Annotated in this window: 8 protein-coding genes; all 8 read left to right on the top strand. The window is 39.9% G+C overall.

All coding sequences use genetic code 11. The features are described 5' to 3' along the window. The first annotated feature begins 208 nt into the window (after positions 1–208). The 8 genes from EZ456_RS13685 to EZ456_RS13650 all read left to right on the top strand — a co-directional run bounded on the left by EZ456_RS13685 (position 209) and on the right by EZ456_RS13650 (position 16,896). Positions 209–3,412, top strand: a complete 3,204-nt coding sequence (locus EZ456_RS13685) for a SusC/RagA family TonB-linked outer membrane protein (RefSeq protein ID WP_131531038.1) — start codon at positions 209–211, stop codon at positions 3,410–3,412. Between the two features lie 91 nt (positions 3,413–3,503). Continuing rightward, on the top strand, positions 3,504–5,237 hold the full coding sequence (locus EZ456_RS13680; RefSeq protein ID WP_131531036.1) for a RagB/SusD family nutrient uptake outer membrane protein: 1,734 nt from the start codon (positions 3,504–3,506) through the stop codon (positions 5,235–5,237). Between the two features lie 37 nt (positions 5,238–5,274). Then, positions 5,275–8,349, top strand: coding sequence for a SusC/RagA family TonB-linked outer membrane protein (locus EZ456_RS13675; RefSeq protein WP_131531034.1), 3,075 nt, complete (start codon positions 5,275–5,277; stop codon positions 8,347–8,349). Positions 8,350–8,447: 98 nt separating this feature from the next. Beyond that, on the top strand, positions 8,448–10,199 hold the full coding sequence (locus EZ456_RS13670) for a RagB/SusD family nutrient uptake outer membrane protein (protein ID WP_131531032.1): 1,752 nt from the start codon (positions 8,448–8,450) through the stop codon (positions 10,197–10,199). 105 nt (positions 10,200–10,304) lie between these two features. After that, entirely contained in the window at positions 10,305–12,134 is a 1,830-nt protein-coding gene (locus EZ456_RS13665) for a glycoside hydrolase family 2 protein (protein WP_131531031.1), read from the top strand. A gap of 3 nt (positions 12,135–12,137) precedes the next feature. After that, the gene (locus tag EZ456_RS13660; RefSeq protein ID WP_131531030.1) at positions 12,138–13,232 is read left to right on the top strand and encodes an endo-1,4-beta-xylanase; all 1,095 of its coding nucleotides are present in this window, start codon (positions 12,138–12,140) and stop codon (positions 13,230–13,232) included. A 12-nt stretch (positions 13,233–13,244) separates the two neighbouring features. Then, a complete protein-coding gene (locus EZ456_RS13655) occupies positions 13,245–14,420 on the top strand; it encodes a DUF5009 domain-containing protein (RefSeq protein ID WP_131531028.1) in 1,176 nt (391 codons plus the stop codon). Positions 14,421–14,433: 13 nt separating this feature from the next. Next, the gene (locus EZ456_RS13650) at positions 14,434–16,896 is read left to right on the top strand and encodes a glycoside hydrolase family 2 TIM barrel-domain containing protein (protein WP_131531026.1); all 2,463 of its coding nucleotides are present in this window, start codon (positions 14,434–14,436) and stop codon (positions 16,894–16,896) included.

Raw genomic sequence — 16,896 nt, 5'->3', positions numbered from 1 at the left:
CGCAAAAATATTACGCTTCAAAGACAAAGTCATATAATTCTCAAGACGCTTAAAAACAAAGCTCAAACATTTTCCTGATCGCTTATCTGACAGCTGGTGAGCGAGATATTAGATTAAATTAATTGGATCTGTACTGTTACAGATCTAGTTATTAAGGGCTAACTACGCATTAAATTTTAACAAAATAGATTTAGTATTTATTATAATTATGGATAGACTTTACAATTTGAAAAGCACTTTACCATCTTTTGGGTTTGAGAAAATCCACTGGTTAAAAGTGCTATATACCTTCACTTTCCTTTTTCTGATCAGTTGTTCATTTACGGCCTTTGCACAAACAAGGGTAACTGGTACAGTAAAAGACAATAAAGGGGTTACCTTACCAGGCGTAAGCATTAGGGTTAGGGGTACTACCGTAGGAACGGTAACTGATAACGATGGTAAATTTTCAATTAAAGCAGCTGAAAATGCAACTTTAACCTTTACTTACATTGGGTATATAAACAAAGAGGTTGCTGTAAATAGCAGAAGCAGTTTAACCATTGTATTGGAAGATAATTCTCAAGGTTTGGATGAAGTGGTGGTGATTGGTTATGGTGCACAGAAAAAATCTACCTTAACCGGAGCCATTGCCCAAATCAGTTCTGAAGAGATCATGAAATCTCCAACGCCAAATCCAACCAATAGTTTAATTGGTCGTTTGCCAGGCTTATTGGCGGTACAAACGAGTGGTCAGCCTGGTGCAGACGGTGCACAATTAAAGGTGAGGGGTGTTGCTACATATGGTGCCAATAATGCGGCTATTGTAGTTGTTGATGGAGTAGAACGTCCGAGTTTTTCAGATGTTGATGCCAGTGAAATCGAAACCATTACGGTGTTAAAGGATGCGGCTTCAACCGCTATTTATGGTATTCGTGGTGCCAACGGCATTATTGTAATTACAACAAAACAGGGTAAAATTGGCGCGCCAAAGGTTACTTATACCGGTAATTACGCATTGCAAACTTACACGGGCTTAGCCGTGGGGCTTCCGGCATTTGAGAATGCTTCTTTGTTAAATCAGGCTTATAAAAATGATAGTTTTGGCTTAGCAACACCGCTAACTCCACCATTTTCGGATTCAGCACTACAAAAATTCAAAGATGGGTCAGATCCGATCGGTTATCCTGATGTGCAATGGTTCGACTATTTAACTAAAAAGTATTATTCTCAAACGCAACATAATATTAATATTAATGGGGGAACGAAAATCGCCAAATACTTTGTTTCAGCTGGTTACGCTTTTCAGGATGGTATTTTCAAAAAGTTCGATTCACCATACGGAATCAACACCGTTCCAAATTATAACCGTTATAATTTCCGTTCAAACGTAGATTTAACCTTAAATAAAGATTTTACTGTAGGTATTAAATTGGGTGGCCGTTTTGCCGATCGGTATCAGCCTGCGGGTTTGAGGTCTTCATCTGCTTTTTCTTATGATACGATTGAGGGTATGATCTCACGTATTTTACAGGTGCCTGCTTATGCTTATCCGGTTACTTTACCCGATGGAAGAATCACAGCTAATCCGAATGTGGGTACAAACATCTGGAATCCATACGCAGTTTTAACACGTTTTGGAACCCGCAATGATGATAACAATACCATCGAGAGCACATTTAATCTGAATTATAAACTGGGTTTCATTACCAAAGGTTTAGGTTTTAAAACGGTATTTGGCTACGATTCGTACTATAATAATATCGAAAGAAGAAATGCAAACTGGGCAGCCTATGTGTACAATCCTATTACGAAAGAGGTAACCTTATCAACCGATACCCGTAACCGCGATGAGCCTTTGGGTGCAGTACAGGACGGTGGTGTTACCGAAGGAAGTACAAACATGAACATACAATCGGGTTTTGATTATAACCGTGATTTTGGTAAACACAGTATTGGTGCTTTATTATTGGGAACAAGGCAGTTAATTAAATCAACAGGTAGTACCGCGTTTACTGCACCTCCAAGAGCATCACAAGGTATTGCAAGCCGTGTTACCTATAACTATGATGAGCGTTATTTTGCTGAATTTAATGCTTCTTACAACGGATCAGAGAACTTTGCACAAGGCTTACGTTACGGTTTCTTTCCAGCAGTATCAGCAGGGTGGACATTAACGAACGAGTCATTCTGGAAAAAGAATGATATTTTAACTTATTTAAAAATTAGAGGTAGTTATGGTTTAGTTGGTAACGACCGTATTTCGGATAGCCGTTTCTTGTTTCTGACAAGTTATTCTACTTACACCTCAACTACAGCTGGTGGCCAGGTAGCACCATTTGGAAACCCCAACTCTATTACCAATTATCCGACCATTCTGATCAGAGATCCCCAGTTTTTTGGTGCAGCAGGAAATGATTTAGGAAATGAGTTGGTAACCTGGGAGACTGGTACAAAACGTAACATCGGTTTTGAGGCCCGTTTGTTAAAAGATAATTTAAAAGTAACTGTTGATTTATTTGATGAAACCAGAAGAGACATCTTAACACCATCATTAAGCGGATCAGCGCTTTTTGGACATACTTATCCAAACTTTAACAGGGGGATTGTTTACAATAAAGGATACGAAGTTGAGCTTGATTATCAAAAACAGATCGGAGCCATAACACTTGGGCTTAATGCGCAGATCAGTTATGCTAAAAATAGAATCATCGAAAATGATGAACCAGATGGATTGCCTTTTTCAGTTGCTAGAAAAGGAACAAGTGTTGGACAGTTTTTTGGCTATAGAACAGATGGTTTCTTTCAATCTGCAGCAGATATTGCAGCATCGCCAAAATTACAGGGTTATTCACCGATTCCAGGAGATTTAAAATTTAAAGATTTAGATGGCGATGGTATCATCACCAGTTTAGACCAGGATAAGATTGGATATACCAATACACCAGAATATGTATATAGTTTTAGTCCCCGCATCTTGTACAAAGGGTTTTCGCTTTCTGCCTTATTCCAGGGCGTTGCGCACGTAAGTTCAAATGTTATTTTGAACGAGCAGAATAATGGTCAACAAATGTATCCTTTCATGCTCGACGCTTGGACACCTGAAAATGCAGCTACAGCCACATGGCCAGCTTTACATGCCAGGGGTACGGCATCGCTAAACTATGCCTTAAACGATTTTACCTTGCAAAATTCGGCCTATTTAAAAATCAGGAATATAGAATTCGCATGGAATTTACCAAAGGAATGGGCTACCGCTTTAAAACTAAGCAATGTGAGGCTTTTCTTACAGGGGCAGAATTTGTACACCTGGACTAAATACAGGTTTTATGTAGATCCGGAAAATGTGAACACCATCAATACGGCTTTCCCATTACAAGCGCTTTATCCAACATCAAAGGTTTACAATTTTGGTTTAAACGTTCAATTCTAAGGAAATGAAACCATCATGATCATATCGTTCACAAACAGTAATGAATATGCTCATGATAGCTTCATCACCGCTCAAAAACAAATATATAGAAATGAAAAATTATAAAATATTTACGGCAATTCTTTTATTTACACTCTTCGCCGTTTCTTGTAAAAAAGATTATTTAGAACGTACACCAGGCGTTGCCATTAGTGAGGACGAGATTTTTGCCGATCCGGCATTGGCTGCAAGATTTGCTGATAACGCCTACAATTACGTAATTACCAAATATGTACGTTTTAACGATCACCGTGGTTGTACGGCACAGGCATCTGATGAGGCTGTTTCTGGCAACTCAGAGGGTTCGGTAACCTCGTTAAACAGAGGCTTATATCACGATCATTCAAATGGGCCGTCTTTAAATGATATTTATGGCGTTTGGAAATTGATGTACGCGGGTATTGCGGTACAAAATAAAATGCTGGCTAGGATAGGTGAAGTACCGCTTTCGCCAAATGCCTCGGTTCCGATTTTTGATGCCAAACGTGTAGAAGGTGAGATGCGTTTCTTGCGTGCATTATCTTATTTCGAGCTAACTAAAAGATTTGGTGGCGTACCCATTGTAGATAAGGTTTATGGCGTTTACGATGATATCAATTTGCCTCGCAGTACCTTCGCTCAGGTAACGGCTTTTATACTTAAAGATTTAGAAGTTGCCATTACGAAGTTAGGTACCGATACTGAATATGGAGCTTCTAATTATGGCCGCCCAACCATTGGCGCAGCATTGGCGTTAAAGGCAAGGGTATTATTATATGCTGCCAGTCCGCTAAACAATTCAAGTAACGACAAAACCAAATGGCAGGCTGCTGCCGATGCCGCTGCTGAAGTAATGAAAGGTGCAACGGGTTTGGCAAGGCAAACTTATGCATTACAAGCCACTTACGGCGATCTGTTAAATCTTCCCAATTCAACAGAATACATCATGATCAGAATAAAAGGGCCTACACCTTTATCAGGTGAGATGATGCAGGATTTTTCAATGTCGCCTGCTTCTGGTGGCGCACAAGGACAAATGAACCCTACGCAAAACCACGTAGATATGTATGAGATGGCAAACGGTAAAGCCATTACCGATCCAACATCTGGTTACGATCCGCAAAAGCCTTATCTAAACCGTGAGCCGCGTTTTTATAATAACATTATCTATAACGACTTGGCTTGGCAGGGTAGAAAAATCGAAATGTGGACCACTAAAGATGCTAATAACAACACCATATTCGGTAGGGATTACAGTACTACCATTACTTATACCGCAACACGTTACTATTGCAAAAAATACTGGCCGGAGGTTTATAGAACTGTTGGCGGAAGTACTACGTTACTAAACTACATCTATTTCCGCTATGCTGAAATGATGCTAAATTATGCTGAGGCACAGAATGAAGCGGTAGGGCCTGATTTATCTGTTTATAAGCAATTAACAGATATCCGTGCACGTGCTGGAATAGCTCCTGGCGCAGGCAGTTTATATGGTCTAAAAGCGAATATGACTCAGGATGAAATGCGTATAGCTATCCGCCATGAACGTGCCATTGAATTGGCTTTCGAAGATCATCGCTGGTATGATATTATGCGGTGGAAAATTGGCGCACAAACCATTGCCATTCCGATGAAAGGTATGGATGTGGTAAAAAATGCCAACGGAACTTTTACTTATACGCCGATTGTATTAGGGCCTACTTTCCAAAAAAGCTGGACAGAAGCTCAAAATCTTTATCCAGTTCCCAGAGCAGAGATTTATAAAAGTAAAGGAGTGTTAACTCAAAATCCAGGTTGGGAATAGTCAGTTAATCAATATAACGCTAAAAAGATTTTTCAATATGAAATTTATAAAATCAAAATATATCATTTGTCTCTTATTCATGATGGCAGGAATGCTACACGTTTATGGGCAAAAACCTGACGAGAAACTAACGGTAACCGGAAAGGTTGTAGATCAGGATAAAAAACCACTGCCGGGAGTAGCCATTTCCATTCAGGAAGACAAAACCAATAAAGCTGTTTCTACCGGAACAGATGGTAGCTTTTCAATCGATGTGAGTAGCAGTGATGTGCTGGTATTTAAATTCGTTGGATTTGGTACCGTTTTAAAACCGGCAGGCGAAGTGAGCAAAGGGGATGTAGTGTTAACCAGATCTTTAGTTGATGCTGGTGATGATGACAATGTATATATCCCTTTTGGGGCAAGAAAGCGAAGAGAGGTTACCGCCACCATTAGTACCATTCGTGCTGAGGACCTTCCTCAAATCCCTTCATCATCATTAACCAATGTTTTTACTGGCAGATTAGCGGGATTAGCCGTTTATCCCAGTGGTTCGCAGCAACCAGGCTACGATGCTTCCAGTTTCCTGGTAAGGGGACGCTCATCTTACAACAGTAATCAGGAGCCTTTGGTTATCGTTGATGGTATTGAAAGAGACTTCACCTCAATGGATTTAAATGAAATTGAGAGTGTAAGTGTATTAAAAGATGCTGCAACATTGGCCTGGTACGGTATGTATGGTGGTAATGGCGTAATTTATGTGAAAACCCGCCGCGGCAGTGCTACTTCAACCAAAGTAAGTTTCGATGCACAGGCAGGACTTCAGGCTCCTTTGCAGATTACTGCTCCTTTAGATGCCTATTCATACGCTACACTCTATAACGAGGCATCCATCAACAGTGGTGGTGCCGCAATTTATAGCCCAGCGGCATTACAGGCTTATCAGGATGGTTCAGACCCGATAAAATATCCAAATAACAATTTTGTAAGGGATTTTACCAAAAGAGTGGCGCCAACACAACGTTATGTGGCTTCGGTAACAGGTGGTAATGCTTTTATCAAGTATTATACGGTTTTAAGTGCTTACCAACAAGGTGGTTTTTACAAAGGTGGCAATAACGAAACTTATGATGCCAATACCGATTTTAACCGTTATAACCTACGTACCAATTTAGATCTGCATGTAAATAAAAATTTAGATGTTGCATTAGATATTGGTGGTAGGATCACTAACCTTACCTTCCCAAATGCGGGTACAGGTACCTTTTTAACCACGGTATATGCTACACCTGCTAATGCATTTCCTATCTTAAATCCTAACGGATCTTACGGCGGAACATCAGTTTATCAGCAAAGTAATCCATTGGCGATGATGCAGTCAAGGGGTGCAAGTACCGATTTAATGCGGAATATGATTGCTACTATTAGTGCCCGTCAGAAAATGGATGGCATTTTAAAAGGTTTATCTGCTGAAGTATTTTATGCCTATGATATTGCTGGCTTATACCGCTCAGGTTTTGCCGAAACCTATGCAACAGCCGTTCTTAATGCTGATGGCTCTTACTCGCCATTTGGCACAGCCAGTAAAGTGAATTATCAGGGTAATGTATTTTCAGGTAATGTGAAAAAAAGTGAGTTTTGGGCTGGTTTAGATTACAATAGAACATTCGGTAAACATGATATTAAATTTTCTACCAGGGTTTCAAGAGCAAATTTATCTTCTTTCGGGAATTTAGATGTACGCAGAGAAGGTTGGTCTAACCGCTTATCATACAATTTTATCCAACGTTATTTTGTAGATGTAACGGCTAACTATTCTGGATCTGAAAATTTTGCACCAGGTAAAAGATATGGCTTTTTCCCTGCTGCCTCGGCCGGATGGATTATCTCAGATGAGAATTTCATGAAAGAATCTGCTGGGTTTCTCGATCTGCTAAAAATCAGAGGATCTTATGGTTTAGTGGGTAATGATGCTATTGGTTCTGCCAGAAGATTTGCCTTTAACGATTTCTTTAGCAGAAGTACAACCGGTTATAACTTCGGAACCGCTTTTGCAGGCGTTGGTGGTACAGGTCAATTGGCATTGGCCAATCCTGATTTAACCTGGGAAAAAGCATATAAAACCAGTGTCGGTTTTGATGCCAAAATGTTTAAACAATCATTAGCCATCAGTGCCGATTATTTTTACGAAAACAGGAAAGATTTAACTACCGCGTCTTTATTGCCAAGTTTACTCGGGCAAGGCCTAATTTATGTGAACGAAGGTGAAGCAGAATACAAAGGCTTTGAAACCAGTATTAATTACAACAAAAAAATAGGAGCCGTAGATTTAAACGTTTTCGGGAACTTTACCTATAACGTTAGTAAAATCCTGGCCATAAATGAGGCCGCTGGTCTACCAGCTTATCAAAAACAACTGGGACATCCCATTTCGAGTGTAATTTCTCCTGCAGCAACCGCAACTACTGCAGCTGGATATATTTCTACCATGTTGATCTCTGATGGTATTTTTCAGTCTCAGGCGCAGATTGATGCTTCCCCAAAACAAATCTTGTCAAGAGAGGTAAAACCGGGCGATATTAAATATGTTGACCAAAATGGAGATGGAATCATCAACGATCTGGATAGAATAAGAACTGATTTTAACTTTGTACCTAAAGCTTTCTTCGGTTTTGGTGCATCGGCTTCTGCTAAAAATTTCGATATCAATTTCTTATTTCAAGGTACGAGTGGCAGGTCAATTACTATTCAAAATTTAGTTAACTCTGGCAATGCCAACAATGGTTACCTGAGTCAGTTTAGTGTAGATAGGTGGACTCCAAATAATCCGGGTGCTACTTACCCGCGACTGTTATTAACCGATAGGGGCAACAACACTGCCAATTCTGATTTTTGGATCCGTTCTGGCGATTACATCAGGCTGAAAAACGTAGAACTTGGTTATTCGCTACCCTCGTCATTTACCAGAAAGTTAAAAATCTCACAACTTCGTTTTTATGTGGGTGGCTTAAACCTGTTAACATTTGATAAACTTGGCGATTTACCTATCGACCCAGAATTGCCAGAATCGGGATACAATGCATCATATCCTTACATGAAAATTTATTCATTAGGTATGAACTTGAAATTTTAAAAGATAAGACAATGAAACCATCATGATTTTACAACTTTCTAATAAGATATGCTTAAAATCATGATAGCTTCATCACCGTTGAAATAAATAAAAAAAAGATGAAAAAAAATATATTTTATCTAATCCTTGCCTTTGTGGCTTTAGCGATAGCTGGATGTAAAAAATCTGACTTTCTTCAAGATGGTTCTTTTAGTGGAGGTAACGATATTACCGAAGCGCAATTATGGGCAAACCCTGATTATGCCAGGAATTTTCTGAACAATGTATATGCTGTGCTTTCTGATCGGTATAACCTCGGTGATGGAGCCTTACTGGCCTCAGGTAGTGACGAAGCGGTAAATTCTAATCAGAATTCATCAATTTCTACACTTAATAATGGTACCTGGAGCCCCGTGAGGACCTTTGATGAGGTATATGCCGATATGTATGTAGGTATTAGAAAAGCAAACATGTTCCTCGAAAAAGTTGATGGTAGTGCAATTGTTCCAATTGATGAGGTATTGCCGGCAAATGTTGCCGAAAACCAAACTTATGTCGCACAAATAGAGCGTTTAAAAGGACAGGCTTATTTTTTAAGGGCATTTTTTCAATTCGAACTGCTTAAACGTTATGGAAGTTTTCCAATTGTAACCAAAACACTAACCATAAATGATAATTTGGATTTACCCCGAAATACTTTCGATCAATGTATTGCCCAGATTTCGGCAGATTGTGAAGCTGCCATTGCCAGGCTGCCAATTTCGCCATCAGATTGGAACAACGTAAACCGCGGTAGGGCCGCACAAACATCAGCAATGGCACTTAAGTCTAGGATGCTGTTATATGCTGCAAGTCCTCAATACAATTCAACAGGTGACGTTACTAAGTGGCAGGCAGCTGTGGATGCGGCAAAACGTTTGATGGATACTGGCAAACATGGTATTTATACTTCTTATCCGAATATTTGGTTATGGAATGTGTCAGGTGCGGCTTATAACAATGAGGTTATTTTTGCTACGCAAACGCTCAATACGAATACTATCGAAAGTAATAATGCACCAGTTAGTTATGATGGCGCAGCTGGCCGTACTAACCCAACACAGGAAATGGTTGATGCCTTCGAGATGAAAACAACAGGTAAGCCTATTACAGATGCAGCATCTGGTTATGTTGCCACCAACCCATATGCAAACCGCGATCCAAGGTTGGCTTTTGCGATAATGTTTAATACAGCCTCAGTTCAACCAATAGTAACTGCCAATAACTTTAAAGGTAAACCTGTAGAAACCTTTGTAGGTGGTAAAGATGGTTTAGGCCTCAATGTTAATGCCACTAAAACGGGTTATTATATGCGTAAATATTTAAGCGAAAGCGCTGTTTGGGCAGGTACAGCAACCAATATTCGCCGTCCATGGGTATTTTTTAGATATGCAGAAATACTTTTAAATTATGCTGAGGCCCTAAACGAAGTACAGGGAGTAGGTGGACAAACCGAAATTTTAAGGGTTTTAAACCTAATCCGTAACAGAACAGGGGTAGCCATGCCGCTATTACAAACAACCAATCCTGCAGGAAATGGTTACGTTATCCCAAGTAAAGAGGAGTTCCGTAAAAGAATCCGCAACGAGCGCAGGGTAGAACTTTGCTTCGAAGAACAACGTTTTTACGATGTACGCCGTTGGAAAGAAGGAGAGGCGACATTTAACAAACCAGTTACCGGGATGAGAATCGTTCAGCTTACACCAACTACCTTTAGCTACACCCCATTTGTGGTAGAAAGCAGGGCTTTTACGGCTAGAAATTACTTGTATCCAATTGCTCAGAACGAATTAAATAAAGCCCCTGCGTTGGGGCAAAACCCTGGTTATTAACGAAAAACTGAATTTTGCTCAAATTTAGGCGGGCGGTGGAAACACCGTCCGTTAATTAATTGTTAGTTTTGAAACGATCAATTAAATAATATTAAAACTTAAGTTATGCTAAAAACAACCTATAGCGTATTTTTAATCTGCTTTTCGCTCCTTTCATCAATCAGTTACGGTCAGGTTACTGCTATACAGAACATTCAGGGCCGGAAAATCCAGAGCCTTAATGGTAAATGGAATTATATTGTCGATCCTTACGAAAACGGTTATTACGATTATCGTCACGATCCATTCGATCAGTCGAAAACCGGAACCGGAGGTTATTACGATGATAAAGTTCAGAAAGATAAGTCAGAACTGATCGAATATGATTTCGATCATTCACCTCAAATGAATGTTCCGGGCGATTGGAACTCGCAATCAGAAAAATTAGAACTTTACGAAGGCAATGTTTGGCTGCGCAAAAAGTTTGATGCAAAACCCGAAAAAGGGAAAAAATACTTCGTGTACTTCGGTGCGGTAAACTACGAAGCTCATGTTTACCTCAATGGTAAAAAACTGGGTGTACACAAAGGTGGTTTTACACCTTTCCAGTTTGATGTAACCAACAATTTAAAAGTTGGCGAAAACTCCATTGTGCTTAAAGTAGATAATATTCGTAAACAGGATGAAATCCCAACTGTAAATACCGATTGGTGGAATTATGGAGGTATTACCCGAGATGTTTTTTTAGCCGAATTTCCTGAACATTTTATTAGTGATTATAAACTTCAGCTCGTTAAAGGAAACAACAACCTGTTAAATTTTTCGGTAAAACTTGCTGATGCAACTGCTGGACAGGAAATTACGCTTTCTATTCCCGAACTGAAGCTGGAAAAGAAATACAAAACAGATGGCGAAGGTAAAATTGCAGATGAATTTATCTGGAACAATTTGAGCTTATGGGCGCCAGAAACGCCAAAATTATATGCAGTAAATATTAAAAGCGATAAAGAAAATATTAACGACAAAATTGGTTTCAGAACCATTCAGGTTGATGGCGATAGCATCCTCTTAAACGGTAAATCTGTTTTTTTAAGAGGAATATCACTACACGACGAAAACCCGCTTTTAGCTGGTCGTTTACGCTCTGAAGGCGATATGCGCATGATGTTACAATGGGCAAAAGATATGAACTGTAACTATGTTCGCCTGGCACATTACCCGCATAACGAAGAAATGATTCGCCTTGCTGATGAAATGGGCCTATTGGTTTGGGCTGAAGTTCCTGTTTATTGGACCATCAGCTGGACAAATCCTGCAACCTATGCCAATGCAAAAAAACAATTGACTGATTTAATCGTACGCGATAAAAACAGGGCAAGTGTGATTGTTTGGTCTATCGGGAATGAAACCCCGCTAAGCGATGCACGCTTAAGCTTTATGAGCAATTTGACAGAAACTGCCCGCGCTCTGGATGATACCCGTTTGGTAGCTGCCGCTTTAGAGGTGCACCGTGAAGGAAATAACATCATTTTAAACGATCCATTGGGCGAAAAAATCGATCTGGTAAGTTTTAATGAATATGCTGGCTGGTACTGGGGAGGTAATCCATCCGAAATTACCAAATACAATTTCGATATCAAATATAAAAAACCTGTGGTGATCACCGAATTTGGTGGCGATGCTTTGGGCGGTTTCCACGCCGATGAAAATACGCGTTGGAGCGAAGAATACCAGGAGGCATTATACAAAAACCAGATCGCCATGTTAAGCAAAATTGGTGCTTTACGCGGCATGACACCGTGGATTTTAACCGATTTCAGGTCACCAAGAAGACAACATCCTATTTATCAGAATTTCTGGAACCGTAAAGGCTTGATCAGCGAAACAGGCAAGAAAAAGAAAGCTTTCTTCGTGCTGAAAGATTTTTACGACCAGATGCAGGTCAAATACAAATAAAATATGAACAGATTACTGAAAATTAGTTTCGCTTCGAAAGTAATGCTTTCGATGTCACTGTTAACCCTCTCTTGTGCCAAATACAAGAGCACCAGTATCGATCCTGGGACCTTAATACAGCCACAAAAAATAGAAGAAATCAGCTTACAAAAGAATATGCCTTTCCCCATGGGAGCCGCTATTAATGTAAGTCTTTTAAAAAGCAACGCTAATTACCGTAATCTGGTCATCAAAGAATTTAATAGTGTTACGGCAGAAAATGCCATGAAATTTGCATCCCTACATCCCTCAAAAGATACCTACATCTGGAGCGATGCCGATTACCTGGTCGATTTTGCCGTAGCCAATGGAAAAAGAGTACATGGCCATACCTTAAACTGGTACCAATCACTTCCCGATTGGGTGAAAAACTTTCAAGGAACCACAGCTGAATGGGAGAACCTCTTAAAAACACATATCCAAACGGTTGTAGGCCATTTTAAAGGTAAAGTAGTTTCCTGGGATGTGGTAAACGAAGCAGTTAACGAAGATGGTACCATGCGCAACAGCATCTGGGTAGAAAAATTAGGGGTTGACTATATCGGCCGGGCATTTCAGTATGCACACGAAGCAGACCCCAATGCTTTACTTTTTTACAATGATTATGGTCATGAATTTGGACCTACAAAACGTACTGCAATCCTAAATCTGGTTATAGGCTTAAAAAATAAAGGTATTCCCATTGATGGGATTGGCATCCAGATGCATACCCGTGTTACGCAGACCGATGCGAATTTAACGGCCGCCATTGCTACTGCTGCAGCAACAGGTCTAAAAGTCCATATTTCTGAAATAGATATTTCACTTAATCCAGATAATGTGCAGTCGATGACTTACACCACTGCTTTGGGTGAGCAACAGGCAGCAAAATATAAAACCATTGTTCAGGCTTATAACGCCATTCCGAAAAGTCAGCAGTTCGGGATTACGCAATGGAATGTAACTGATGCCGACAGTTGGATACCCTCTAATTACAAACGTCCCGATTGGCCTTTGCCTTTCGATGCACAATATCAGCGAAAAGCAGCGTATCAAGGAATTTTAGACGGAGTTAAATAGCGATATATTAAAATGAGCCAACTACCGCTCCGTATTTTATCAATCGACGTTTTAAGGGCCATCACTATGTTTTTGATGATCTTTGTAAACGATGTTGCTGGCGTTTCGAATATTCCACAATGGATTAAGCATACACCAGCCGATGTAGACGGAATGGGTTTTTCAGACCTCATTTTTCCGGCCTTTTTGTTTATTGTAGGCCTTTCCTTGCCATTTGCCCTTCAAAGTAGAAAAGATAAAGGCGCAGGCTTGTTTTCTATTTTAGCTTACATTGCCTTAAGGGCATTAGCCTTAATTGTGATGGGCTTTTTTTATGTTAATTTAGAAAATTACGATCATCACTCGGCTTTATTGCCTTATCCGGTTTATACCATTCTCATTACCATCGCCTTCTTTTTGGTGTGGTTAGATTACCCCACAAACCTCTCAAAGGTTAAAAAGAACGGGTTCGTTGGCTTAGGTATTTTGCTCATTATTTTGCTGGCTTTGCTGTATAAAGGCGGTTCTGCAGCGCATCCTGAAGGCTTAAAACCACATTGGTGGGGAATTTTGGGGATTATCGGTTGGGCTTATCTCGTTTCGGCATTTGTTTATCTTTTTGCTAAAGGTAATTTGTTGCTGCTTATGTTAGCTTTTGTAGCCTTTGCAGCCCTTAATGTCACCATTCATTTAGGCATTTTTAACCACCGTTTATGGCTCATCGGTGATGCATCATCAATTGTCCTGATGTTAGGCGGTGCATTGATTACTTCGATGTACAAAAAACTGATCGGGGCTAAGAAATACCTTGATTTCTGGATCCTCATTAGTTTTTATGGTTTGTTATCATTTGCTTTTGGCATGTTCATCAGGCCTTATGCAGGCGGAATTTCTAAGATTTATGCCACACCAGCGTGGATATTTGTATGTATGGGCATTACCATTGTGGTTTTCGAATTGCTGATCTACCTGGTAGAGGTTAAACAGAAAAAAGATTGGTTTAAACTGATTAAACCTGCCGGAACCAGTACTTTAACCTGTTACCTCGTTCCTTATTTGTTATATGCGCTGTTTAGTTTAGTCCATTTTCATTTCCCAAATTCCCTGAGTTCAGGCATCGGAGGGATCGTCAGGTCTTTTTTGATGGCATTTTTGGTGATTGGTATCGTGTACTTTTTAGAAAAGAAAAAATTGCGTTTAAAAGTTTAATTTTCAAAAATTTATGTTAAAGTTATTTAGCTATATAGCCTTATTTATTTCGTTGTTTAACAGTCAGTTATTATTTGCTCAACAATCAATTCGCTTAAATAATAATTGGGAGTTTTTAAAACAAGATTTAGGGGGTATATGGGAGTCGGTTCGTCCGGTTGGTGTTGGTAATCCAGAGGCAGTGCCGCTATGGCAGAAAGTGAGCTTGCCACATTGCTTTAATGCTGAAGATGCTGTTGATCCCGATGTAAATTATTACCAGGGACCAGCCTGGTACCGCACGCAGCTTAAAATTGAAAACCCTTATCAAAGTGGAAGAACGATCTTGCATTTCGAAGGTGCCGGTCAAAAAACAGAAGTTTATGTCTATACCACTAAAGTAGGTACGCATGTTGGTGGCTACGATGAATGGACAGTTGATATTACCGATGCGGTTGCGGCTTTTCAAAAAACAGATGTTTACCAAAAACAATTTAAAGGCAAGGTTCCGGTTTCGGTAAGGACCGACAACTCTAGGGATTTAGAAATGATCCCTTCTGACCTGTCTGATTTTAATGTGTATGGTGGAATTTATCGCTACCTGAATTTGGTTTATGTGCCATCGCTTTCGGTTGATAAAATGTTTGCTAAAGCTGAAGTTGATGCGCAGGGTAAACTGGGTAAATTGTCTGTCAAAACACGTTTGTATAATCCTGCAGGGATTAATGAGGCTACCGTTCAGCTAAAATTGGTTGATGTTGCCGGAAAAATTGTGGCTAAAACAGAGAAAAAACTCGGTAATCTATCTGCTGATATTGATTTATGGTCGCTGGAGATTAAAAAACCTCAGTTATGGTCTACAGAGAAACCTGTGCAGTATCGTTTGCAATATGAAATAATTTCTTCAGCAGGGAATTCTAAAGGAGAAGAGAAAATCGGTTTCCGGAATATCGAATTTGTAGAAAAAGGACCGTTTAACCTCAACGGGAAACGTTTATTGTTACGCGGAACGCACCGACATGAAGACCACGCAGGCGTAGCAGCTGCAATGACTGAAGGCATGATCCGTGAAGAAATACAAATGATGAAAGATATGGGCGTTAACTTTATCCGCTTGGGGCATTATCAGCAATCGCGCATTGTGCTAAACCTTTGCGATAGTTTAGGGATTATGGTTTGGGAAGAAATTCCATGGTGCCGTGGAGGTTTAGGAGGCGAGGTATATAAACAACAGGCTCGTAGAATGCTCACTAATATGGTTGAGCAGCATTTTAATCACCCAGCCATTATTATTTGGGGAATGGGTAATGAAAACGATTGGCCTGGCGATTTCCCTGAATTTGATAAAGAAAAGATCAGGACTTTCATGAAAGAGTTGAATGATCTCTCTCATAAACTGGATAAATCGCGTTATACGGCCATTCGCCGCTGCGATTTTTGCAGCGATATTGTTGATGTGTATTCTCCCTCTATTTGGGCAGGCTGGTACCGTGGTGCGTACACCGATTACAAAAAAGCATCTGAAGATGAATTTGCTAAAGTAAAACGCTTTTTACATGTAGAATGGGGAGGAGATAGTCATGCACTACGTCATTCAGAAAATCCGGATAAAGCCTTGAGTAAGATTAAAACCGGGGGTAGTGCCGATGAAAGAGCAGGTGATGCCTCGTTATACGGTGGCGCAGCAAGGATTTCTAAAGATGGCGATTGGAGCGAATCATACATCGCCAATTTAATCGATTGGCATTTAAAAGAGCAGGAAACAATGCCTTGGTTAAGTGGTACGGCTTACTGGCCATTCAAAGATTTTTCAACTCCTGTTCGTCCCGATAATCCGGTGCCTTACATGAACCAGAAAGGTGTGGTAGAAAGAGATTTTACCAAAAAAGAAGCTTATTACGTTTTCCAGTCTTATTGGACAGAAAAACCAATGGCTCACATTTACGGTCACACCTGGCCAATTCGTTGGGGCGACGAAGGTGAAGAGAAAATGGTTAAAGTTTACTCCAACTGTACTGATGCCGAAATTTTCTTAAACGGCAAAAGTTTTGGCAGTAAAAAACGCAATAGTCAAGATTACCCGGCAGCAGGTTTGCGCTGGAATCTTCCGTTTTTAAAGGGCGAAAACACAGTTAAAGTAATTGCCAAACAAGGTAAAGAGACAATAACTGATGAAATTAAATTTATCTATCAAACTGAAAAATGGACAAAGCCAGCTAAAATGGAACTGAAAAAAATCAATCAGCTAGATGATGTGGCAACCGTAGAAGTAAAGATTTTTGATGATAAAGGTCTATCATGTTTAGACGCTATTAATTTGATCACTTTTGGTTTAACTGGCGATGGTAAATTAATTGATAATCAGGGTACTTCTTCAGGGTCGCGCAAAGTTCAGGCTTATAACGGGAGAGCCATGATTAAAGTGAAATTAAACAAGGGGCAAAGTGCAGTATCTGTGAGTGCTGAAGGTTTAAAAACAGTTTTTACCACATTATAA

It is taken from the genome of Pedobacter psychrodurus, assembly GCF_004331735.1.
In the GTDB taxonomy this organism is placed as follows: domain Bacteria; phylum Bacteroidota; class Bacteroidia; order Sphingobacteriales; family Sphingobacteriaceae; genus Pedobacter; species Pedobacter psychrodurus.
Note: the sequence above shows the minus strand (reverse complement) of the source record. Positions and strands in the feature narration are given on the sequence as shown.